This is a genomic window from Amphritea sp. GJ51-11, assembly GCF_055808735.1.
Map to the genome: position 1 here is coordinate 1,939,458 of NZ_CM147881.1, position 22,691 is coordinate 1,962,148.

The 22,691-nt window shown below is 49.5% G+C and carries 23 protein-coding genes; 5 read left to right on the plus strand and 18 right to left on the minus strand.

Annotation, left to right across the window (positions count from 1 at the left end):
• Positions 1 to 154 precede the first annotated feature (154 nt).
• A complete protein-coding gene (locus tag AC0L4K_RS08495) occupies positions 155 to 1,168 on the minus strand; it encodes a GGDEF domain-containing protein (protein WP_417224389.1) in 1,014 nt (337 codons plus the stop codon).
• Positions 1,169 to 1,449: 281 nt separating this feature from the next.
• Here AC0L4K_RS08495 and AC0L4K_RS08500 point away from each other — a divergent pair, with 281 nt between their 5' ends.
• Positions 1,450 to 3,108 (plus strand): SulP family inorganic anion transporter, encoded by a 1,659-nt coding sequence (locus AC0L4K_RS08500; RefSeq protein ID WP_417224391.1) that lies wholly within the window; start codon positions 1,450 to 1,452, stop codon positions 3,106 to 3,108.
• On the opposite strand, the gene AC0L4K_RS08505 is transcribed toward AC0L4K_RS08500, so the two are convergent.
• Together AC0L4K_RS08505 and AC0L4K_RS08510 are read right to left on the minus strand one after the other, a co-directional pair.
• Positions 3,101 to 3,703, minus strand: coding sequence for a YigZ family protein (locus tag AC0L4K_RS08505; protein ID WP_473268939.1), 603 nt, complete (start codon positions 3,701 to 3,703; stop codon positions 3,101 to 3,103). The two genes, AC0L4K_RS08500 and AC0L4K_RS08505, sit on opposite strands and share 8 nt — an antisense overlap.
• A gap of 24 nt (positions 3,704 to 3,727) precedes the next feature.
• Positions 3,728 to 4,891, minus strand: coding sequence for a cation diffusion facilitator family transporter (locus tag AC0L4K_RS08510; protein ID WP_473268940.1), 1,164 nt, complete (start codon positions 4,889 to 4,891; stop codon positions 3,728 to 3,730).
• 428 nt (positions 4,892 to 5,319) lie between these two features.
• Here AC0L4K_RS08510 and AC0L4K_RS08515 point away from each other — a divergent pair, with 428 nt between their 5' ends.
• Complete coding sequence (locus AC0L4K_RS08515) at positions 5,320 to 6,210, plus strand: bile acid:sodium symporter family protein (RefSeq protein WP_473268941.1); 891 nt, start codon at positions 5,320 to 5,322, stop codon at positions 6,208 to 6,210.
• Here AC0L4K_RS08515 and queE read toward each other — a convergent pair.
• The 14 genes from queE to ccoN all read right to left on the minus strand — a co-directional run bounded on the left by queE (position 6,193) and on the right by ccoN (position 19,853).
• Positions 6,193 to 6,816, minus strand: coding sequence for a 7-carboxy-7-deazaguanine synthase (gene queE / locus AC0L4K_RS08520; protein WP_417224507.1), 624 nt, complete (start codon positions 6,814 to 6,816; stop codon positions 6,193 to 6,195). The genes AC0L4K_RS08515 and queE overlap by 18 nt on opposite strands.
• A 267-nt stretch (positions 6,817 to 7,083) precedes the next feature.
• Positions 7,084 to 7,998, minus strand: a complete 915-nt coding sequence (gene rdgC / locus AC0L4K_RS08525; RefSeq protein ID WP_473268943.1) for a recombination-associated protein RdgC — start codon at positions 7,996 to 7,998, stop codon at positions 7,084 to 7,086.
• A 161-nt stretch (positions 7,999 to 8,159) separates the two neighbouring features.
• Positions 8,160 to 8,702 carry an adenine phosphoribosyltransferase gene (locus AC0L4K_RS08530; RefSeq protein WP_417224400.1) on the minus strand — a complete coding sequence of 181 codons (543 nt, stop codon included), beginning with the start codon at positions 8,700 to 8,702 and terminating at the stop codon, positions 8,160 to 8,162.
• 109 nt (positions 8,703 to 8,811) lie between these two features.
• Entirely contained in the window at positions 8,812 to 9,591 is a 780-nt protein-coding gene (fnr, locus tag AC0L4K_RS08535) for a fumarate/nitrate reduction transcriptional regulator Fnr (protein ID WP_417224402.1), read from the minus strand.
• Between the two features lie 87 nt (positions 9,592 to 9,678).
• Positions 9,679 to 11,070, minus strand: coding sequence for an oxygen-independent coproporphyrinogen III oxidase (hemN, locus tag AC0L4K_RS08540; RefSeq protein ID WP_473268944.1), 1,392 nt, complete (start codon positions 11,068 to 11,070; stop codon positions 9,679 to 9,681).
• 69 nt (positions 11,071 to 11,139) lie between these two features.
• Complete coding sequence (locus tag AC0L4K_RS08545) at positions 11,140 to 11,814, minus strand: sulfite exporter TauE/SafE family protein (protein ID WP_417224404.1); 675 nt, start codon at positions 11,812 to 11,814, stop codon at positions 11,140 to 11,142.
• Positions 11,811 to 12,011 (minus strand): cbb3-type cytochrome oxidase assembly protein CcoS, encoded by a 201-nt coding sequence (gene ccoS / locus AC0L4K_RS08550; RefSeq protein WP_417224406.1) that lies wholly within the window; start codon positions 12,009 to 12,011, stop codon positions 11,811 to 11,813. Before ccoS ends, AC0L4K_RS08545 begins: the two co-directional genes overlap by 4 nt.
• 27 nt (positions 12,012 to 12,038) lie before the next feature.
• Positions 12,039 to 14,507 carry a heavy metal translocating P-type ATPase gene (locus tag AC0L4K_RS08555; RefSeq protein WP_473268946.1) on the minus strand — a complete coding sequence of 823 codons (2,469 nt, stop codon included), beginning with the start codon at positions 14,505 to 14,507 and terminating at the stop codon, positions 12,039 to 12,041.
• A 6-nt stretch (positions 14,508 to 14,513) separates the two neighbouring features.
• Positions 14,514 to 15,020 (minus strand): FixH family protein, encoded by a 507-nt coding sequence (locus AC0L4K_RS08560; RefSeq protein ID WP_417224410.1) that lies wholly within the window; start codon positions 15,018 to 15,020, stop codon positions 14,514 to 14,516.
• 84 nt (positions 15,021 to 15,104) lie between these two features.
• Positions 15,105 to 16,520 (minus strand): cytochrome c oxidase accessory protein CcoG, encoded by a 1,416-nt coding sequence (ccoG, locus tag AC0L4K_RS08565; RefSeq protein WP_417224411.1) that lies wholly within the window; start codon positions 16,518 to 16,520, stop codon positions 15,105 to 15,107.
• 171 nt (positions 16,521 to 16,691) lie between these two features.
• On the minus strand, positions 16,692 to 17,576 hold the full coding sequence (gene ccoP, locus AC0L4K_RS08570; RefSeq protein WP_417224412.1) for a cytochrome-c oxidase, cbb3-type subunit III: 885 nt from the start codon (positions 17,574 to 17,576) through the stop codon (positions 16,692 to 16,694).
• A complete protein-coding gene (locus AC0L4K_RS08575) occupies positions 17,573 to 17,776 on the minus strand; it encodes a cbb3-type cytochrome oxidase subunit 3 (protein ID WP_417224413.1) in 204 nt (67 codons plus the stop codon). The genes ccoP and AC0L4K_RS08575 overlap by 4 nt, the downstream gene beginning before the upstream one ends.
• Positions 17,777 to 17,781: 5 nt before the next feature.
• The gene (ccoO, locus tag AC0L4K_RS08580) at positions 17,782 to 18,402 is read right to left on the minus strand and encodes a cytochrome-c oxidase, cbb3-type subunit II (protein WP_473268947.1); all 621 of its coding nucleotides are present in this window, start codon (positions 18,400 to 18,402) and stop codon (positions 17,782 to 17,784) included.
• A 20-nt stretch (positions 18,403 to 18,422) separates the two neighbouring features.
• Positions 18,423 to 19,853, minus strand: coding sequence for a cytochrome-c oxidase, cbb3-type subunit I (gene ccoN / locus AC0L4K_RS08585; protein ID WP_417224414.1), 1,431 nt, complete (start codon positions 19,851 to 19,853; stop codon positions 18,423 to 18,425).
• A 375-nt stretch (positions 19,854 to 20,228) separates the two neighbouring features.
• Here ccoN and AC0L4K_RS08590 point away from each other — a divergent pair, with 375 nt between their 5' ends.
• Both AC0L4K_RS08590 and rlmM read left to right on the plus strand, forming a co-directional pair.
• Positions 20,229 to 20,855, plus strand: a complete 627-nt coding sequence (locus AC0L4K_RS08590; protein WP_473268948.1) for an alpha/beta fold hydrolase — start codon at positions 20,229 to 20,231, stop codon at positions 20,853 to 20,855.
• Entirely contained in the window at positions 20,852 to 21,916 is a 1,065-nt protein-coding gene (gene rlmM / locus AC0L4K_RS08595; RefSeq protein WP_473268949.1) for a 23S rRNA (cytidine(2498)-2'-O)-methyltransferase RlmM, read from the plus strand. Before AC0L4K_RS08590 ends, rlmM begins: the two co-directional genes overlap by 4 nt.
• 74 nt (positions 21,917 to 21,990) lie before the next feature.
• Here rlmM and AC0L4K_RS08600 read toward each other — a convergent pair whose 3' ends face one another.
• Positions 21,991 to 22,272, minus strand: a complete 282-nt coding sequence (locus AC0L4K_RS08600; protein ID WP_417224419.1) for an antibiotic biosynthesis monooxygenase family protein — start codon at positions 22,270 to 22,272, stop codon at positions 21,991 to 21,993.
• A 154-nt stretch (positions 22,273 to 22,426) separates the two neighbouring features.
• Here AC0L4K_RS08600 and tusA point away from each other — a divergent pair, with 154 nt between their 5' ends.
• A complete protein-coding gene (gene tusA / locus AC0L4K_RS08605; RefSeq protein ID WP_417224421.1) occupies positions 22,427 to 22,666 on the plus strand; it encodes a sulfurtransferase TusA in 240 nt (79 codons plus the stop codon).
• The last annotated feature ends 25 nt before the right edge of the window (positions 22,667 to 22,691 follow it).

Consider the following 22,691-nt stretch of genomic DNA (forward strand, 5'->3'; position numbering starts at 1 on the left):
TGCTTAAGTAGGGTATCGCTGTGAAGAATGTGGGCGAGGCTAGACGTTGAAGAGGTGTTAGCTTACAGGGATGCACAAACAGGGCTTAGCATAGGTTGAGGGGGGCACCTTAGATCACTGTCTAAAGCGCCACCTCAAGCAGGAGAGTGAAAGGTTAATCGGCGATCTGCACGTTATTACGGCCCGCTTCTTTCGCTTTATAGAGTGCTGCATCGGCGCGGGCGATAAGGTTATCCGGTGATTCATCGCTACTCAGTCGGGCAACTCCGAAGGAGGCGGTGACCGAGCTGATCACTTCGCCGCTTTTCTTTTGTTTGATGCGAATGGCGGCGATGCGGTGGCGTACCTTCTCGGCCAGCTCACAGGCGGCCGTTACATTCATGCCGGGTAGCAGCATAGAAAACTCTTCGCCACCAAAACGGACGGGGATCAGCGGCTCAGTACAGGCTTCTTTGATAAGCTTGGCGACATATTGCAGCACCTTGTCGCCCATCTGATGGCCGTAAGTGTCATTAAACTTTTTGAAGAAATCGATATCAATCATGATGAGCGACACATCGGGTTCAGGTTTCGCCGCCTGCTCACTGATCTCTTGATCGAAGACGCGGCGATTGAATAAGCCGGTGAGGGGGTCAATCGTTGCGTCTTGGCGGGACTGATCGAGCTCTTGTTTCAGTTTTGTGATTTCCGACTGTGCTTCATCAATCTTGGTTTGGAACTGTCGGGTACTTTCACTGATCGATTCAGTGTTCGCCGAGAGGTTTTGAATAATCGCTTCTAACGATTCCGTATCATTACCGGTTTTAAGGGCGGCCAGGCTGTCTTGAAGAATCTCATTGTAGGCTTCGGTATCTTGCACGGTGCTAGATGCCGAGCTTTCCAAATCGCCCATCACCGATAACAGTGCCCGCTGTACCGCCTCTGAGTTCGCCGCTTCATCTTTTATCAGGTATTCACTGAACAGTTGTTCGCTGATGCGATTAGGGCAGGTACCGTAGATCCCTAAGACCTTATCCATCTGCTGGTTAAGATCGGGGATAGACTGAGATACATAGGCATACCAGAGGGCATAATTCAGCGGGGTGGGAGGGATGACATTATGCACCATCAGTGGAATAACTTGACGGAGATATTCGGTGGCCTGGTGGGAATTATCTGCGAACTTCATAGAACCTCATTTTGTCTATCTCGCTAAAACGTGATAACGGAATCTCTGTCATCGAGAAGCCTAAACAATAACACTATTTCTGCCGAGCGGTGATTTTTTAGCATATCGGCCGGTAGATTATAATGATTAATTATTTAAAAGTGCGCGCTAATCTGTTTGCATAATCAATAATATAAGCAGCTTACCCACTGATTGTTAAACAATGAGTACTAAAGCAGCTATTCTGTTGAGGCAGTATTGTTAATCGATCTTAGGTTGTAAAGCGTATTAAGGGGACGGCTATGTCACTGATTTACGGGCTCCACTTTAATAATCTCAAGGGTGATTTGTTTGGCGGGTTAACGGCCGCCGTGGTGGCGTTGCCGCTCGCATTAGCGTTTGGTGTGTCATCAGGGGCCGGTGCGATTGCTGGTTTATATGGGGCTGTTTTTGTTGGTCTGTTTGCTGCGCTCTTTGGCGGAACGCCGAGTCAGGTATCGGGGCCAACAGGGCCGATGACGGTGGTAATGGCATCGGTTTTTACTCAGTTTATGGCCTTGGATCCGGTCAATGGTGCAGTCTATGCCTTCACGGTGGTGGTGATGGGCGGCTTGTTGCAGATGTTATTTGGTCTGCTGAAACTAGGTAAGTATGTCACCCTCGTACCGTTTCCGGTGATCTCCGGTTTTATGACCGGTATCGGTATTATTATCATTTTGTTAGAGCTCGGGCCAATCTTTGGTTATCCCTCATCGGCGGATACGATCGAGGCCTTAGAGCAGATCCCCCATTACATTAGTGATGCCAATCCTGCCGCGCTGTTACTTGGCTGTGTCACCTTGGGAATTGTGATTTTTTGCCCGAAGAAAATCGCCGATGTGATTCCGCCAACACTGCTAGCGCTGGTGGTCGGGACGGTGATCTATCAGGTTTTTCATGGTGATACCGATCTCGTGGTCATCGGTCATATCCCCACTGGCATGCCGCAGTTTGTGGTACCTCAGTTTTCCATGGTGATTATCGGCGATATGCTGTTTGCCGCGTTGATGCTAGCGGTGTTGGGGTCGATCGATTCGCTGCTGACGTCGCTGGTGGCAGATAGCGTGACCAAGACGCAGCATAACTCCGATCGTGAACTGATCGGCCAGGGCATTGGCAATATGGTCGCGGGGCTGTTTGGTGGTTTACCCGGGGCGGGGGCTACCATGCGCACCGTGGTTAACATCAAAGCAGGAGGTCGAACCCCACTGTCGGGTTGTTTTCATGCGCTTATCTTGGTGGCGGTATTGCTTGGTGCAGCCCCCTTAGCTGAAAGCATTCCCCATGCGGTGTTGGCCGGGATTCTGATTAAAGTTGGTTTAGATATTATTGATTGGCGCTTTTTGTCCCGCTTACACCGTGCGCCATTGTTTGTGGCTGCGCTCATGCTGGTGGTGTTGGTATTAACCGTGGTGGTCGACCTAGTGACGGCGGTGTTTGTTGGTGTGTTTATCGCCAATGTGGTGACGGTTAAAGGTTTGGCGGATCATCAGCTCGATAGTATCCGCGTGATTGATAGCCATGCAGGCAGTGACGAAGGGCTCAGTAAACGGGAGCGCGCTTTATTGGCTGACACCCGAGGGCGAGTCATTTTGTACCAATTTGATGGGCCGGTGAGTTATGCCGCGGCACAAGGGTTGGCTGCCAAGTTACAAGGGCGTCGTCCCCATGATGCCTTGTTAATGGATTTTAGTCGGGTGCCTTTAATCGATGTTTCTACCGCGCTAGCGATTGAAGACATGATTGTTGAAGCGCAAGCATTAGGCCGGGATGTTCATATGATTGGCTTAAACTCAACGGTCAAAGATATTCTCGAACGGTTCAAAGTGTTGAGCTTAATACCCCAAAGTTTCTGTCATGAAACCCGTAAAGAGGCCTTGGAAACCGCCTATGCGATGGTGTTTCGGGATGAGCTCAACTGACGCATAGGTTAACTTGGTGCTGAAACGGGGTGAGGGCGAGTTTGAATGCGTCGAGTCGGTTGGCGGCGAGTTTGGCGTTGATTTGTATCTGTGTGCCAAACAGTCGTTCGCAGTCGGTTAGTTGAAACTGTGCGATCAATTGCTCAAGTTCGCCAGTGAGATCATAGGGGGCGGTCATCGTTAACTGCAGTGTTGGAGTGACCGTTTCACAAGGCAGCGCCTGCAACGCTTCCTGTACCGCTTGTGAGTAGGCCCGTGCAATACCGCCGGTGCCCAGTTTGATACCGCCAAAATAGCGTGTGACAACCGCGCAGATGTTGCCTAATTCACTGTGTCGCAACACATTTAGCATGGGTTGTCCGGCAGTGCCTTTAGGTTCGCCATCATCACTGTAGTTCCATTGATGAGCATCATTGGGGCTGCCTGCAATATAACACCAGCAATGATGGTTGGCTTTAGGGTGCTGGGTGCGTATGACGTCAATAAAAGCGGTGGCGCTGTGACGGTCGGTGACCGGCCAGATATCGCAGATAAACCGGCTTTTGCGCACCTCAATTTCAGCCTGATGCGCTTTAGCAGGGCGGTTATAATCCACGGGGTATGACTCCTAAAGCGATGATTACAGTCTAGCCGGTTGTGTACCAAGCCAAAGATGAATGCTTCTAAACCAGCTATATTGGCCAAACAGTTGGGTTAGTTCAGCCTCGAGTGCCTTCAAATCGATAGCGCGGTTGTCGGTGGTATCTAACAGCATCAGTTCAATTTCAACAGAATCCCGGCGGTAGAATAGCGCCAGTCGGTTGATGTTTAATTCTGGATGGCCCGTTTGGTCGAGCAATTCCCAGAGAATACCGCTGATTTCGGTTCTGACTGGCAAGCTCATCGATAGGTCGTGGCCCTCTTCATCATCATAGGTATCGATATGGAAGATGGCATGGCCAACATCTTCAAACTTCTGCATCAACCGGTAGACCGCTTGGTCACCGATAAAGTGGCCTTCTGAGGCGCTCAGGTGGGGCGCTACTTGAAGATGCATCTCTAACTGACTCTGACTACCCATACTACGACTTTTGAAACTGTGGACGCTGAGAACCCCTTCGACACCCATAATGACATCGGTATAGGCTTGTATCTGCTCTTCAGGTAAAGCGGTATCGACCAGTTCGAGAATGCTCTTCCAAGTAAGGTCCCAACCGACCTTCGCGATGATCAGGGCGACACCAATGGCCGCGGCTGAATCAAGCCACGCTATGCCGGCCATCGCGCCTGCGACACCAAAAAATACCACGATGGATGAAAAGGCATCGGTGCGGCTGTGCCAAGCATTGGCAATAATCAGATCTGATTTAATACGCAGGCCCACGGCGAGGGTGTAGCGGTAGATCATCTCTTTTGAAAACACTGAAATAGCGGCGACGACGAGGGCAGGCCACTCGGGCAGTTGTAATACTTCATTACGCAGCAGGGTTAATAAGCTTTCATAGGCCATTGCACCGGCCACGGCCACCAGCACACAACCGAGAATAACGGTGCCGATGGTCTCAAAGCGAGCATGCCCCCAAGGATGTTCTTCATCAGGTTCTTGGTGGGAGTATTTAATAATCCAGACCACCAAAACGTCGGTCAGCAGATCGGACAGCGAGTGGATACCATCGGCGATTAACGCACTCGAATGGGCGATCATCCCGAAGACAATTTTGAGCATCCCAAGGAGGGTATCAAGGATGGAGCCGATGATGGTAATTCGCTGGGCTTGTGCCTGGTGGCTACGGGATTCGGGCATGGTAAAAAAAATCCAATTTTTGACGAGGGCAATATGGTAAGGCGATCCGATTCAATTGGCCAGTTGAAAGCTATTTTTATTAAATTTATTTGTTAAAAAAGGGTTGACTTCTTTTCGTCACAGCAATGACGCGGAATTGAAACAGTTCTTGGATAAAAAACCAAGATTTGCCGATTGAATAAGATTTATTGAATATAAGCTATTGATTATTATATTAAAATACATCTGGTTAAAAAGTAACCATATTGTCTGAGACGGTCTAAACTCGGGCAATTTGGCGGTGCTAAGGTAGGGTACCCACAATGTTATCCACAATTAATGTGAGTAGATTGAGACAGCCCTTTAGTTCTCTGTAATCTGGCGGTTGTCGCCGGCGTGTCAGGACCATATTATGGGCTCTGACAAACTTGAAATGGGAGTATATGTGGATGGAAGGTGGCAATGCACTTTCGCTGTTATTACCGGTGGCGTTGTTTATTATTATGTTAGGCATGGGACTGACATTGAGGCTAGCGGATTTTGCCCAGTTACGCTATCGACCCGTGGCCATAGTCGCCGGTGTCGTGCTGCAGTTGATTGTGTTGCCGTTACTCGCTTGGTTGGTGGTGAGCCTGATGAATTTGCCGCTGTTATTGGCCGCCGGATTGATGATTGTCTCCTTTGCGCCCGGTGGAGCGACATCGAATATGATCAGCTATCTCTGTCGGGCGGATACGGCCCTGTCGATTTCATTGACGGCCATCACCAGTCTGATTATTCCCTTTTCACTGCCTTGGCTTACCTGGTTAACACTTGAATATCTTCTTGGCGAAGGGGTGCTGGTGGCGTTACCGCTGCTCACCACCATTATGAAGTTGGTCGTGGTCACATTAGTGCCGGTGGCGTTAGGTCTTGTGATTAATCATCGTTGGCCACAGGTTTGTGCGCAATTGCAGAGACCGATAAAAGTGCTATCACTGGTGTTTATGGTGATCGTGGTGGTGATGATCAGCTGGGCCAATCGTCAAGTTTTACCAGAACTGCTGCCGGTGTTGAGTCCGGCGATTGTATTGTTGGCCACTAGTGCGATGCTATTGGCAGGTTTGTTCGCGCGCTATCTTTTGCGACTCGATACCGCTACCGCCCTAACATTGAGTATTGAGACGGGTGTTCAGAATGCGGGTACTGCTTTGATGGTCACAGGTGCCTTACTACAACAGCCAGAGATGTCTCTGGCGGTATTGTTGTATGGCATCTTGATGCAGATACCAGCACTGCTACTGGTGGTGTGGCGTAACTGGCCGGTAAGCCTGAGATCTGCTTCAGTCGATACCCAATAATTTATGAGTCTGCAAACTGAGTTTCCATTGAGGGTTGGCTAAGCAGAAACGGATGCTATCCTGGGTGTTCATGCGCTGCAATGGGCCATCCATTGGTTGCAGGTAGAAATGAGTGAAGCCTAGGCTGTTAAATTGTTCCGGCAGGGCAAGGGGCTGAGGGTAGACCAATTTAAGTTCATCACCACTGCGCTGCACCAGTTCAGCATCAGCTTTAGGGCTAACGCAGACCCAGTCGATGGCGTCGGGGACGGGTAAAGTACCATTGGTTTCGACCGCAATCTCAAACCCTTGCTGATGCAGTGCGTCAATTAAAGCGGTATCAAGTTGCAGCAGCGGCTCACCACCGGTGCAGACAACATAGGGCTGACCTTGTTGGCCAGTAGTGGTGTCAGGCCAGAAGCTTTTAACCGCTTGGGCTAAGGCTGCCGCTGATGCAAACTTGCCACCGTTTTGACCATCCGTGCCGATAAAGTCGGTGTCGCAAAAATCACAGACCGCTTTGGCGCGATCCTGTTCACGCCCGGACCAGAGGTTACAGCCGGTAAAACGACAAAAAACCGCAGGCCGTCCGGCCTGTGCACCTTCACCCTGAAGGGTGTAAAACATCTCTTTTACGCTGTAAGTTTTGCTCACGGAATGGCCCTGATCTGCTGGATGCGGCTAGTCTACACAGTGGTTAACTAAGTTTAAATACTAACGTGACAATGGGGGCGACAATGACGCGGTTATTGACTTTGGAAGTTAAGTTCTATTGCGGGTAACAAAACAAGTTATTTGCGCGAAGTATTTTGCGGTGTAACTGGAGAATCAAACCGGTCAGTGCGACCGGCTTGAACGTGATGATGACACTAGCGTGACATTAGCCGGTCGCTTCTAAGGGCGCTGGGCTTGACCACCAAAGGCTTCGGTTAGTGCTGGAATCAAGCGGGTGAGTTCCAGTGACATCTGTACGAAGTCGGCATCAAATTGCGCAAAGGCTTCATCAGGACTGTCCTGATCCATCTTCTCTTTCAGTTGATCCGAGAGTTTAATCCGTTTGATACACAGGTCATCCTGCAAAATGAAGTTAAGGCTCTCTTGCCATTCCAGTGCAAGTTTGACGACTCGTTTGCCTGCTTCAAGGTGGTGGCGGATCTCATCGCTATCAAGATCTTGGCCTTTACAACGGATAATGCCGGTTTCGACTGCACTGTCTCTCAGCTCGCACTCATCCAGTGGTTCTAGGCCGGTGTAACGTTCTTCTGGCTGCTCTAGCCAATGAGACATGACTGCAGAAGGGGCATGATTAACATCCGGCAATACAACCGGCAGAGAGCCTAATAAGCTGCGTAGGTGGCTGAGTAGTTCTTCGGCGCGCTTGTGGCTGCTGGCATCAACGATAAGCAGGTTATGTGCTGGGGCGATCAGTGCCCAAGTCGTTTGGAACTTGCTGAATGCGCGCGGTAGTAAGTCCAAAACAATTTCATCTTTGAGCTGGTCTTTCTCTTTTTTATAGACCTTGCGGGCTTGCTCATCCTCGATCAGCTTCACTTTCTTATCCAGCTGCTGACGGATCACCTGGGTGGGAATGATTTTGTCTTCTTTTTGTGCCGCGATCAGCATAAAGCCGTTGCCAGCATGTACGAGCATTTCGGAGAGATCGCCACTGGGGCTTACCCAGCCAAAGCGGCTAAGTTCTTGGCTACCACAGGGGGTAAAGGCTTTCTCGCTGAGTTTTTCTTCAAGGGCTTCAGGGGTGTAACTAAACTGCTGGGTGAAACGGTAAAAGATGGCATTTTTGAACCACATGAGAATAAGCCCTTAATAACAGATAAAAAAAGAGTGGCTATTGTAAAGCGATATCCGGCGGTGGGACAGAACTGATCTTGATAATATTAAGGTGATTAGCGTTGGGGCACCGTTGCTCGGTGTAGAGCGCGTTGTTGGGTGCCCGTGACATGCGTAGAGGATTAAAGGCCTTCGTAGGCCAATAAGGTAAAGACAGGAATATCGCTTTGCTGAATCAGCTCTGAGCCGTTGAGATCGGGTAGATCAATAAGAGCAGCGGCTTCATACACTTCAGCACCGAGCTCTTTGATAATGGTGCTGGCGGCGAGAATGGTGCCGCCGGTGGCGATCAGATCATCAAAGATCAGCACTTTGTCGCCAGCAGCGACCGCATCGACTTGCATTTCGACGGCGGCGGTGCCGTATTCAAGGGCATATTCGCGATGAATAGTTTTACCCGGCAGTTTGCCTTTTTTTCGTACCAGCACTAATGGCAGATTGAGTTGATAAGCGATGATTGAACCAAACAAGAACCCCCTGGCATCAATACAGGCAATATGGGTGACTTCGGTATCGATATAGCGCTGAATAAAGGCATCGGCAATCATTCTCAGGGCTTTGGGGTCTTTAAACAGTGGGGTGATATCTCTGAACATGACGCCAGGTTCTGGCCAGTCCGCTATCGTGCGCATAACTGACTTTATATAACATTCATCGAAACTCATCGGGGGTACCTTAAAACAGTAGGGCTAATATCGAGTAGCCCGATCAGGGGCCAGTACGATCAAAATAATACCCGCTAAAGAGCGGGTATTAGGATGTTGCAAGTGAGGTTTAGTCGAGCGGACAGGTTTTGTTCTCAGACATCGGAATGTCTTGAGATTCACCGGATAGACGATAGATCTCTTCGAGGTTGCTCAGTTCGATCTCTTTACCATCGACCCGTACCAGCTCCATTTTTTGGAACCGGGTAAAAATACGGCTAACGGTTTCGACGGCTAAGCCAAGGTAGTTACCGATCTCGTTTCTCGACATGGATAAACGGAACTGGGTTTCTGAATAACCACGCAATTTGAAGCGAGTCGATAGTTTAATTAGGAAGGTCGCAACGCGTTGTTCAGCATTCTTCTTGCTCAATAGCAGCATCATCTGCTGGTCATCACGAATCTCTTTGCTCAGTGTCCGTAGGATCTGGCGGCGCAACTCTGGCATCTGTCCTGATAGCTCATCGAGCCGTTCAAAAGGGATTTCGCAGACGGTGGTTGTTTCAAGAATTTTTGCTGAAACAGGGTATTGTTCGCTATCAAAACCACTGATGCCGACCATTTCGCCGGGGAAGTAAAAGCCGGTAATCTGTTCTTCACCCTCATTGGTCAGAGTATAGGTTTTAAGGGTGCCCGCGCGAATAGCGTAGACAGAAGAGAAGGCCTCACCTTGATGGAAGAGGTGATCGCCTTTTTTCAGCGGGCGGCTCTTATCGATAATATTATCGAGCCGATCGATTTCAGTCATGTTCAGGGACACAGGTAAACATAAAGAGCTCAGGCTGCATGTATTGCAATGCACCTGTCTTAAGCTGTGTAGTTTCCCTTCTGATGCCTTATGGTTGCCCATAACTATGTCCTGTCTTCGTTGATTTATTAGATAGTGCTTATAAGTGATTATCTACTAAATCAACGGCAGGGTGAAGTATTTCCCGTATCAAATGATGCGGGAGAAGCCTTTGGTTGCTTCCTGCTTAGGAATGTAAGCATCAAAGGCCATGCAGATGCGGCGGATAAGTAAGCGTCCGGCAGGGGTAACATCGATACGCTTATCACCGAGGACGACTAAGCCATCGCCGGTGAACTTTTGCAGTTCCTGCAGTTCCTCGGCGAAATAATCGGCGAAGTTGATATCAAATTGCGCGTCGATAGCGGCCATATCGAGCTGGAAATGACAGATAAGTTGGGTGATCACAGCTCGTCTAATGCGATCATCGGTGCTAAGTGTGACACCCCGTTTAATCGCGTTTGTACGCGCTTCGACGGCGCTGGTATAAGCACTCATATCATGTTCATTTTGATAATACACATCACCGATCTGACTGATCGATGACACACCCATCGCCACTAGGTCGCAATCGCTGTGGGTGGTATACCCTTGGAAGTTACGATGAAGTTTACCGTTTTGTTGTGCTAAGGCGAGTTCGTCATCAGGTTTAGCAAAATGATCCATGCCGATATAAACATAGCCAGCACTCATCAGCTTGCTGATGGTGGTTTCTAGAATCGCCAGTTTAGTTTCGGGACTAGGCAGATCTTCGGCTTTGATATGGCTCTGAGAACGGAAACGATCCGGCATATGGGCATAGTTAAACACGGATAGTCGGTCAGGGCTCAACTCAATAATGGTGTCCAGTGTCTTGGTGAAGCTGGCCAGTGTCTGGTGTGGCAGGCCGTAGATCAGATCGATATTGATGGAGCGGAAGCCGAGACGACGGGCTTCATGGAGTACATCGGCGATCTCTTCAACCGGTTGTACCCGGTTAACCGCCTGCTGCACTTTTAGCTCAATATCTTGTACACCAAAGCTGACCCGGTTAAAACCGATCTCTCGGAGCACTTTAAGCATCTCATGATCCACTTCGCGGGGATCAATCTCGATGGAGTAATCACCGGAATCATCATCTAGCAGGGTGAAATTTTCTCTGAGCTTTTGCATCAGCTCAATCATCTGCTGATTGCTGATAAAAGTGGGTGTGCCGCCGCCAAGATGTAGCTGTTCAACCGTACGAGCATCAGAATACCATTGAGATAACTGGGTCATCTCTTGATATAAGGTATCGAGATAGGGCTGAGCTTTTTTTCGATTACGGGTGATGACCTTATTACAGGCGCAGTAATAACAAACATGCGCACAGAATGGAATGTGCACATAGAGCGATAACGGTGCTGTCTTATCGGCGGTTTGTTGGCCCGTGTTTACCAGATCTACCGCCGATAACTCAGGGTCGAACTGAATTGCAGTAGGGTAAGAGGTGTAGCGAGGGCCGGACAGGTCATAACGGCGGATCAGATCGAGATCCCATTTAATCAGGTTGTTCTGGTTCACAACATTTCTCACTCTTACTGCAAAGGGAGGCGATTATAAGGATTTTTCCCCAACCCGTATTGATACCAATCAATAAAGGTTCACGCCAAGCCCCGGCCAAGGAATGGTATATAGCCCAAACAGGATAATTAGCAATCCAGCAATGGTTTGTGCTTTTTTGTTTTTAAGTAAGGCTTGCACTTGATTGGCGAGCAAACCGGTAGCGAGCATAGCGGGTACCGTGCCTAAACCAAAGCAGGCCATCATCATCGCGGACACTTTCCAGTCGCCGGCCGTGGCGCTCCAGATTAAGGTGCTGTAGACCAACCCGCAAGGTAACCAACCCCAAAGTGCACCCAGCGCTAGAGCCTGTAAGGGATTGCTCACGGGTAAGAGTTTTCGGCTGAGGGGTTGAATATGTCGCCAGAGGTGGTTTCCCTGTTTTTCCAGATAGGCCAAGCCGCGCCAGATCTGTGCTACATAGAGACCCATTAATATCAGAATCAGGCCCGCTAATGTGCGTAGCACGATAAACACGTCCGGGGAACTGATAAGCCAGCCGAGACTACCGAGCAGTGCGCCGGCCACGGTGTAACTGGAGATTCGCCCCAGATTGAATCCGAGTAGCAGCAACAGCGGGCGTTGGTTTTTTTTGTCGATGCCCATGGATACGGCACTAGAGATGCCGCCGCACATGCCTAAGCAGTGGGCGCTACCGAGTAAGCCGAGCAGGAGGGCCGTAAGAGCCGTTACGGGTTCGGTCATTGCGTTTTGTCGGCAGGCTTAGGTTGCTTGGGCTTGGCTTCGTCCGGAATGAGATGTTCATCATCGTCATAGAGAATGCTGTGAGCCGGGGATTCAAGGTCGTCTAACTGACCGCTGTTAACTGACCAGAAAAAACCCCATATAGCGATACCCGCCAGCATGATAGCGATAGGAATAAGCAGGTAGATAATTGACATAGCAGTGCTTCACTCAGATTGTTGTGACTATTCTACCCGATCGGGGCGGCCAAGTTTAGTCAGCCTTAGGGCGTTGCCGACCACCACTAACGAACTTACTGACATGCCGATTGCCGCCATCCACGGGGCGATCATGCCGGCTGCAGCAAGGGGTAGAGCGATCAGGTTATAAAACAGTGCCCAGCTCAGATTTTGGCGAATGTTGCTACGGGTGCGTCGAGCCAATCGTAGAGCCTGAGGTAAGCGCATCAGTTCACCGGACATTAACACCGCGTCCGCATTGGTTTTGGCCAAATCGGTAGCCGAGCCCATGGCGATGGAGGTCTGTGCGCCGGCCAGCACCGGGATATCATTAATGCCATCACCGACCATCACCAACTGTGCGCCGTTATCTTGCAGTTGTTGGATATGCTGTAGCTTCTGTGCAGGGCTAACGCCGGAGACTACTTTGTCGATCTTGAGCTGTTGTGCAATATGGCCCACGGCAGCAGAACTGTCACCGGTAAGCATCTGCACTTCAAGCCCCATTTGTTTTAGTTGTTGCACCATCGTCGCGGCTTGTTTGCGGGCGGGGTCGGTTAAACCAAACCACGCCAACGGTTGATCATCATTGGCCAGTAGTAACCATTGGCAGTGGCTATCCGGTGCATCATCGAAACTCAGGGATTGACCACAGGCTTGGCTGGCAAATTGCGGCTTACCGATAAAAAAGCGCTGGCCATTAATGCTCCCCTCGAGACCCAAGCCGACATGGTTGGTGAGTTGTTCGGCGGCCGATATGGAGGTTAGCTGGGTGGCCTTGTGAAAAGCTCTTGCGATCGGGTGTTCGGAATGGGCTTCCAGTGATGCTGCGATCTCAAGACATTGCTGCGGGGTCAAATCTGCCAGTATTTGGCTCTGCTGTATCGACAGATTACCTTCGGTTAAGGTGCCGGTTTTATCAAAGACGATATGAGTGGCTTTCGCTAAGCTCTCTAGCACATGGCCGCGGGTAATTAGCAGTCCGTGTTGGCGAAGGGTGCCGGTTGCTGCGGTCAGTGCCGTTGGGGTCGCCAAGGACAGGGCGCAGGGGCACGTGACCACCAGTACCGACAGGGTTACCCAGAAAGCGTGACTGGGGTTGACTTGCCACCAGTACAGGCCGACAGTTGCGGCAATCAGCAGAACAGCGCTAACAAAATAGCCGGAGACTTTATCCGCCAGTTGAGCAACTTTGGGTTTTTCCTCATGGGCGCGTTCAAGTAAGCGCACAATCGCTGACAGCTGCGAGCTGGCGCCGACCTGGGTGACTTCAACATGAATGGGGTTTTCAACATTAATGGTGCCGCCGACAACACTATCGCCTTCACGTTTAGTGAGGGGAAGGTATTCGCCGGTGAGGGCCGATTCATCGATGCTGCTACTGCCTTGAACAATATTACCATCGGCGGGGATGGTGTGGCCGGGTTTAACAAGAATACGGTCGCCCTGTTGTAGCTCGTTGGCGGCAACAATTGCTTCGCCCTCATCAGTGCATAGAATGGCACTGGCGGGGAGTAAATTGAGTAGTGCATTGCCTGCTTTGCCGGTACGGTGGCGAGCTTTCATCTCGAGGAAGCGGCCGATCAGCAGGAAGAAGGTAAACATACTGACAGAGTCGTAATACACTTCGCCACTAGCGGTTACGGTGGCCCAGATACTGGCGGCATAAGCACCACCAATAGCGATGGACACCGGTAGATCCATGGTCAGATGGCGGGTACGAAGGTCGCGCAGGGCAGCCTGAAAGAACGGTTTGGCGGCATAGAAAATGACCGGTGTGGCGAGCACGAGGCTCGCCCAGCGGATAAAGTTTTCATAATCGCTTTCAAGGCTAGCACCGGCACCGGTGTAGAGTGCGACGGCCATCATCATGATCTGCATAGTGAAGACCCCGGCGATGCCTAAGCGACGCATCGCTCGTTTAGTCTCTTGTTCTAGCAGCTGTTCTTCTTTATCGGGATGATAGGGGTGGCCTTGATAGCCAATACTGTGCATCGCGAGAAATATATCACTCAATTTGATCTGCGCATCGTCCCATTGTACTCGGGCACGATGGTTGGTCAGGTTAACACTGGCCAGCGTAACTCCGTCCAAAGAACTAATATGATGCTCAAGTAACCAGACGCAAGCCGCGCAGGTGATACCCTCGATAACCAGGGTCGCTTGCTTATTGCCATCAGGGAGTTCAGCGACAAAATGCTTTTGTACGCTAGGGTGGTCATAGAGTTCGAACTCCGCCCTCAGCTGTTCTGTGGCGTTGAGTGAGTCTGGTGAAGAGGCTTCGTTGGTGCGATGTTTGTAGTAGTTTTCCAGCCCCCCGTCGGCGATAACCTGAGCTACCGCTTGGCAACCTGGACAACACATCTGTCGCGGCTGTCCGCCAATCGTGGTAAAAAATTGGCTACCAGAGGGGATATCAAGCCCGCAATGGAAACAGCTTTGATGGGTGTGCAGATTACCTTCAGGGGCATTCATCGTGGATTACTGGTTACCAAAGGTGAAACTTTGCTGATCGTAAGGCGGTGTCGCTTCATTGATCAACTGCCACTGTTTATCGAGTGGGCTGATAATGAGTTTTTTGTTGCCTTTGAGAACATTTTCTAGTTCGCCGCCGTAATAACCGGGCTTGAGTTCATTTAGCTCAACGCTAATATCAAGGCTGGCTTTAGTTGGGTGGCCAATAATCAGTTTTAATTGTGTTGGTAGTGTTTCGCCGGTAGCACTGTTTAGCTCAAGGTTTATATCACCGGTCATGGTGTCAAAACGTAGCGTGCCTGCAAGGCCCAATGAATCAGCAACCTCTTCCAGACGGTTGTCTTCGTGAAATGATTTCGCTTGCTTGGTGTATTCCTCAAGCACGACGCCATCATTGGTCACAACCGACGCAGTAATGTAGACAGTGGAATAAAGCACAGTGGCGATAAGGGGAGCCAGAATAAACCATAGCCAAGGTTGTTTATACCAAGGGCCGATATCTTGATCAGTCATATGTTTCCTTAAAAAGAAATAGCTGCTCGGAAGCAAATCCGGCAGCTATTCTAACTCAGTCAAATGGAGGAGGGTAGGTTTAGCTTAACGCTTAACCGGACCAATAAAGCGGTTTTCCTCTTCCACTAGAATGCTCGTGTCATCCAATGCCTGAACACGGAACATAATGTCGTAGTTCGGACGCTCAAGGAAGCGCGGATCGGCCTGTAGGCTGATAGGATGATCCAGTAGCTCACCGGAACGAATCAACACTTCACGCTCACCTGCCATGGTGATGCCTTCGACACCGGTCACGTCAATGGTGAAACGATGATCAACCTGCGACTTGTTCGCCAGTTTGAGCGTATAAACGTTCTCGATCATACCATTGGACGCTTGAACATAGAGTTGACCGCGGTCACGGATGATATCGACTTCGAGCGGTACCCGGCTGTAAAGGGTATAGCTAAAGGCGATAAACATTGCGCAGATGGCAATGAAGTAACCGATCAGGCGCGGACGGAGGATATGTGTTTCGCCACCTTCCAAGGCATGTTCGGTGGTGTAGCGCACCAGACCACGTTCATAGCCCATACGGTCCATGATGTCATCACAGGCGTCAACGCAGGCGCCACAGGCAACACACTCATATTGCAGGCCGTTACGGATATCGATACCGACAGGGCAGACGTGCACGCAGTTATCACAATCGATACAGTCGCCTAAACCTTCTGCTTTATAATCAGCATTTTTCTTACGTTTACCGCGATTTTCACCCCGTTTTTCATCGTAAGAGATAACCAGTGTATCGGCATCAAACATAACGCTCTGGAAGCGTGCGTAAGGACACATGTAAATGCACACCTGTTCACGCATCCAGCCCGCATTGGCGTAAGTGGCTACGGTTAGGAAACCGATCCACCAGGTTTCCCAAGGGCCGAGATCCCAAGAAAAAACAGACGGTAGTAGCTCCCGAATAGGGGTGAAATAACCGACAAAGGCGATGGCCGATGCGGCCGCAATCACAAGCCATAACGTATGCTTAGCGGCTTTACGGGCAAATTTTTCGCCGCTCCAGCCGTTTTTATCAAGGCGCATTCTCTGGTTGCGATCACCTTCGGTGACACGTTCAGCCCAGATGAAGAACCAGGTCCATACGAATTGTGGGCAGGCATAGCCGCACCAAAGTCGTCCTGCAAATACGGTAACAAAGAACAGTGTAAAAGCGAGAATAATCAGCAACCAGGAGAGCAACATGAAATCCTGGGGCCAGAATGTGAAAGCAAAGACATGAAATTGGCGGCTCGGTAGATCGAATAAGATAGCTTGGTGACCATCCCATTGAATCCAAGAGAAGCTGTAAAACATAACCAGCATGAGAATGCCGGAGATCGTTCTTAAGTTTTTAAAGAACCCTTTGTAGTACTTTACGTAGATATGCGCACGTTTGGCGTACAGGTCACCCTTTGCGTCACCTTTGGCGTGCTTTGGCGTTACATCCTTAACTGGTATTTGATTCATACCATTCCTCACCATCAAGTAGTCGAAATACCAACACTAATATCCTCCTCTATGTTGAGGTGGTGTATTAGTGAATTCGAATATTATACGCGGTTTAAGACTGCAGTTAAGCTGCAGCACAAAAAAAGGCGATATGATTTGCATCATATCGCCTTTTTATTGATCTAAGCCTTACTTGTTAGACAGGCTGTACACATAAGCAGCGATAAGTTGAATCTTATCATCGCTTAACAGTGCTTTGTGTGCTGGCATAACACCACCACGACCGGTACGAATTGTGTGGCTGATCTGCTCGAAAGAGTTGCCATACAACCAAGTGTTATCGGTCAGGTTTGGAGCACCCAGTGCTTGGGTACCTTTACCGTCAGCACCGTGACAAGCAGTACATAAAGCCTGGAACTGTTGCTGGCCGCGAGCAGCCATATCAGCATCATGCTCAACACCGCTCAGTGACAGTACATAGCTAGTCACATCACGTACACCTTCTTCACCTAGGACAGGGCCCCAAGCAGGCATCGCGCCTTGACGACCTTCAGAGATAGTCTGTTTGATGGTGGCAGGTGCGCCGCCATACAACCAATCATTATCCGTCAGGTTAGGGAAGCCGTGTGCGCCGGCACCTGTCGCGCCATGACAAACTGAACAGTTGTTGGCAAACATGCGCTGGCCGATTTTCAGACCGTCAGGCTGAGCCTGAAGGTCATCAATTGACATAGCGGCATATTTAGCAAAAACAGGTCGATAAACCTCTTCAGCGTGTGCCATCTCTTCTTCATACTGACCCACAGATGACCAGCCGTAAAAACCTTTTACGTTAGCCATGCCGTACAGGGCAAGGTATGCAACAGCGAAGATAACGGTTCCAACAAACATCTGAAACCACCAGCTTGGCAGCGGATTGTCATACTCTTCGATACCATCAAAGGTGTGTCCCAGAGTTTCCTCTGTCGCTTCCTTATGAGGCTCGCTTCTACGCGTGGCAAGCAGCAACCAGGTACAACCCAGAATTACTACTAGGGTAATTGTCCATACCCATGCGTTCCAAAAAGGACTCATTTTTCATTTCTCCCGTTATTGGCTATATCGGCGCTTTTAGAGCTTTCGCTGGGAGAATCTTGCTCCTCGTCAGCGAATGGCAGTTGTGATGCTTCATCAAAACGTTTGCGGTTACCGGGTAATAACACCCAGATAAATAAACCGATAAACGTAATCAGCATCAATAGAGGCAGATATGGACCATAAACTTCGTAGCTCACTCGAGTTACCGCTTGTTGGTATATTGAGAGTGGAGTTTACCCAGTGCCTGCAGGTAGGCGATCACGGCATCAATTTCAGCCTTGCCTTCTACTTGCTCACGCGCTTTGCTAGCGTCTTCTTCGGTGTATGGAACACCCAGTTTTGCTAGGACACGCATTTTGGCAGCCGTATCTTCACCAGACAGTTTGTTTTCAAACAACCATGGGTAAGAGGGCATTTTGGATTCGGGTACTACATCACGTGGGTTATAGAGATGGGCACGATGCCAGTCATCACTGTAACGACCACCGACACGCGCCAAATCTGGACCGGTACGCTTAGAGCCCCACAGGAACGGATGTTCCCATACGCCTTCATTAGCGGTTGAGTAGTGACCATAACGCTCAGTCTCAGCACGGAAAGGACGAATCTGTTGAGAGTGACATACTGTACAGCCCTCACGGATAAAGATGTCCCGTCCTTCGAGTTCTAACGGTGTATATGTCCGCAGACCTTCGATCGGCTTAGTCGTTGCATTGGTGAAGAACAGAGGTACGATTTCAGCAAGACCACCGCCACTGATTACCAGGATAATCAGCAGGATCATCAGGCCAATGTTCTTTTCAATCGTTTCATGTTTGATCATTGTATGTACTCCTCTGATCCTTAAGCTGTTTGCGCAGACGCATCAGCAACGGGTGCTGTGCTGTCTTTACGAACAGTTTGCCATACGTTGTATGCCATCAGGATCATACCGGTCAGGAAGAAAGCCCCGCCCAGTGCGCGTACCAGATAGCCTGGGTGACTTGCTTCAAGTGCTTCTACGAAGCTGTAAGTCAGAGTGCCATCTTCGTTAACCGCACGCCACATCAAGCCCTGCAGAATACCGTTAACCCACATCGCACAGATGTACAGTACAGTACCGATAGTCGCCAGCCAGAAGTGTGTGTTAATCAACGCAACACTGGCCATCTGAGTTTTACCCCAGAGCTTAGGAATCATGTGATAAACAGAACCGATAGAGATCATCGCTACCCAACCCAGTGCACCCGCATGTACGTGACCGATAGTCCAGTCAGTATAGTGGGAGAGTGCGTTGACGGTTTTAATCGCCATCATCGGGCCTTCGAAGGTTGACATGCCGTAGAACGACAGAGAAACAACCAAGAAGCGCAGGATAGGGTCGGTACGCAGTTTGTGCCATGCACCTGACAGGGTCATCATACCGTTGATCATACCACCCCAAGATGGTGCCAACAGAATCAGAGACATAACCATACCCAGTGTCTGAGCGAAGTCAGGCAGTGAGGTGTAGTGCAAGTGGTGACCACCCGCCCACATATAGGTTGCGATCAGAGCCCAGAAGTGAACAACAGACAGACGGTAAGAGTAAATTGGACGTCCAGACTGCTTCGGAACGAAGTAGTACATCATGCCCAAGAAACCAGCCGTAAGGAAGAAGCCTACCGCATTGTGGCCGTACCACCACTGTACCATCGCATCAACCGCACCCGGATAAACCGAATAGGATTTGAACAGCGTTACAGGCATTGCTGCGCTGTTAACGATGTGCAGTACTGCAACGGTCAGGATGAAGCCCATGTAGAACCAGTTACCCACGTAGATGTGTGATGTTTTACGCATCTTCACCGTACCGAGGAACACGATAGCATAGGCAACCCATACGATTGTGATCAGTAGGTCGATCGGCCATTCAAGTTCTGCATACTCTTTAGAAGAGGTCAGACCCAGTGGCAGAGTAATGGCTGCGCTCACGATAACTAACTGCCAACCCCAGAAGGTGAAGGCCGCCAATTTATCAGAGATCAGGCGCGTTTGACTCGTACGTTGTACGACGTAGTAAGAGGTTGCGAACAATGCGCAGCCTCCGAATGCAAAGATAACGGCATTGGTATGCAACGGACGAAGACGTCCAAAGCTTAACCAAGCTGTATCAAAGTTTAGTGCAGGCCATACTAACTGGGATGCGATTAGCACACCCACGGCCATTCCGACGATTCCCCATACCACTGTCATGATGGCGAATTGACGCACCACCTTGTAATTGTAGGTTGGGTGTTCAGCTGCTGTGCTCATATCAGGCTCTCATCAACAAGCTATTAGAAAGGTTTAGAAATAGTAAATTTCCGCTGGCTATTATGTTGAAACAGCGGCCACATTTCAATGCGTCAACGGTATTAGTTGCGACATAGTGCCGCAGTGCAAAATAAGGAAATGCTAATTTTCGGACTCTTATAGGGAAAGGGATTTATCTTTTAAGTAGTTGATATTAAATATTAATTTTAATATTCGTTTTTTTATTGATAGTCCTGTTTGTGTGGTTTTACGCGGCTTTTGGCGTAAATTGATCTATATCAAGCCAGTATCAAAAGTTACTAGTTTGGCTTTACTTGATGTGGATCAAGTGGAATTTGAGGCATAATCGACGGATTTTTGGCCATGGAGGTAAGAATGCTGATAGACGGTTGTGCTGAAAAAGGGCGTGTATTACTCGCTCATGGAGCGGGTGCGCCCATGGATAGCCCATTTATGAATCATATGGCGGCAGCCATTGCCGCCGGCGGTGTTGAGGTGGTTAGGTTTGAATTCCCCTATATGCAGAAGCGACGACTGGATGGTAAAAAGCGTCCACCGGATCGTCAGCCAAAATTGCTGGAGTACTTTTCTGCCTTAATTGAACAGTATAGTGAGGCTGGTCAGCCGCTGTGGTTAGCGGGCAAATCGATGGGTGGGCGAATGGCCACGATGCTGGCGGCGCATCCAGCGGTAGCGGGCTGTTTTGTCTATGGCTATCCCTTTTACGCCCCAGGTAAGCAGGATGCACCGCGCATTGAACATTTACTACATGTGGTTAAACCGATCCATATTTTTCAAGGAACCCGCGATAGCATGGGCAAGCCGGCATTGGTTGATAGCTATCCTTTAGCCGATGCGGTGACGCTTCATTGGCTGGAAGATGGCGATCATGATCTGAAACCCCGAAAAATGTCGGGTATTACACAGGACGAACACCTAGCGGATGCAGTAGAATCCACACTCAAAATTATCAATGCTTATCAGCGAGGTACTGCCCTATGAATCACCTTTTGCTCTATTGTCGTCCCGGCTTTGAAAAAGAGTGCGCTGCCGAGGTGCGTGAATTGTGTGAGCAACAGGGGATCTATGGCTATTGTAAGCTGGAAGAGAATAGCGGTTATGCGTTGTTTGTCAGCCATCAGCCTGATGGTGCGAGCCTCGCTCTTGAACAACTGAACTTTCATGATCTGATTTTCACCCGTCAATGGATCGCCTGCCTACCGTTGCTTGAGGGCGTTGATACCCAGGATAGGGTCGTGTCATTGATGCCCCATGTGCAAAAGCTACCACCGTGTAGTGAACTCTGGGTTGAGCCTGCCGATACCACTGAAGGTCGCGAGATGCAGCGCTTCTGTAATAGCTTTGGTTCCGCCTTTAGTCAGGTATTACGTAAACAGGGTGTGTTACAGCGACAGGCGAGTGATCGATTGCATATCTTTGCGCTCTCGGGTAGCTGTTTTTATATTGGTTATGCGCCGGTCGCAAATTCAGCCCCTTGGCCGATGGGCATCATGCGCTTGAAGTTTCCGCAACAAGCACCAAGCCGTTCAACGCTTAAGTTAGAAGAGGCTTGGCACTGGTTTATCCCAGAGAAGCAGTGGCATCAATATATTAGCAGCGGCAAGCGGGCGGCGGATTTAGGTGCGGCTCCCGGCGGCTGGACCTGGCAGTTGGTTAAGCAAAATATGTTTGTTACCGCTATCGATAACGGGCCTATGGCGGAATCCCTAATGGATACTGGCCAGGTGACACACCTCACGGAAGATGCCTTTGCCTATCAGCCGCAGAAAGCGTTCGATTGGATGGTGTGTGATATTGTTGATAAGCCGACTCGTGTTATCAAATTGATGACTCAGTGGTTGCAAGAAGGCTGGTGTCGTGAAACGGTGTTTAACCTTAAACTACCGATGAAGCAGCGTTATCCGGAAGTGAAGAGCTGTCTCGACTATCTACAGACCACGCTGAATGATGCGGGCATCGATTTTAGTATGGCTGCTAAGCATCTTTATCATGACCGTGAAGAGATTACCGTGCATGTTAGGTTGCTCAACTATCACGGGTAACCGAATGAACGGTTACTCATCGCGTTAGGTTAACCTCTGGATAGCGAGACTTAATAAAACTCTCTTGTCGGGACTCAATGCTCGAGTACGGTGATTTTTTCATCGGTCTCGAGCATTGGCATGATCGCTTCCATCATTTGCTTGCGCGCATCAGATGCATACCAATGCTGCCAATCGAGAACGGTGCGAAAGCTTGCCATGACGACACGATGATTGGGATTAGCGCTATTTTTTAATGATTCACCGGAGATAAATCCATGTGCTTGCATGGCCATTTGCAGTGTGTTGCGGGCCGCTTTTTCGTAATGTTCTTCTAGGTCGGCGGCAATATGGCGTTCTATTAGTACTCTGATCATGCTGGCTCTCCTGTAGCGGAACAAAATTATTCTTATTTATTTCAATATAATAGCACTGTTATTGCCGCTAAAAGAGGATCTAATCAAAAGATGGGTTTTTCTATACCGCCGAATTTGCGACAATATGGCTCCTGATGTATTCGAGGTGGAGTTGATGGTTGAAGTTAAAGCGGATCAGGTAATGGATGCAACCGGCCTGTTCTGTCCGGAACCGGTAATGCTATTGCACAATAAAGTGCGCGAAATGGCGATTGGTGAAGTGTTGCAATTAACGGCAACGGATCCATCAACACAGCGTGACGTACCAAAATTTTGTACCTTTCTGGGGCACGAGTTGATCGACCAGAAAGCAGAAGATGATCAATATTTTTATCTGATCCGCAAAGGGGAGTAGCCCTGTTTTAGGATCAGGCACTGAT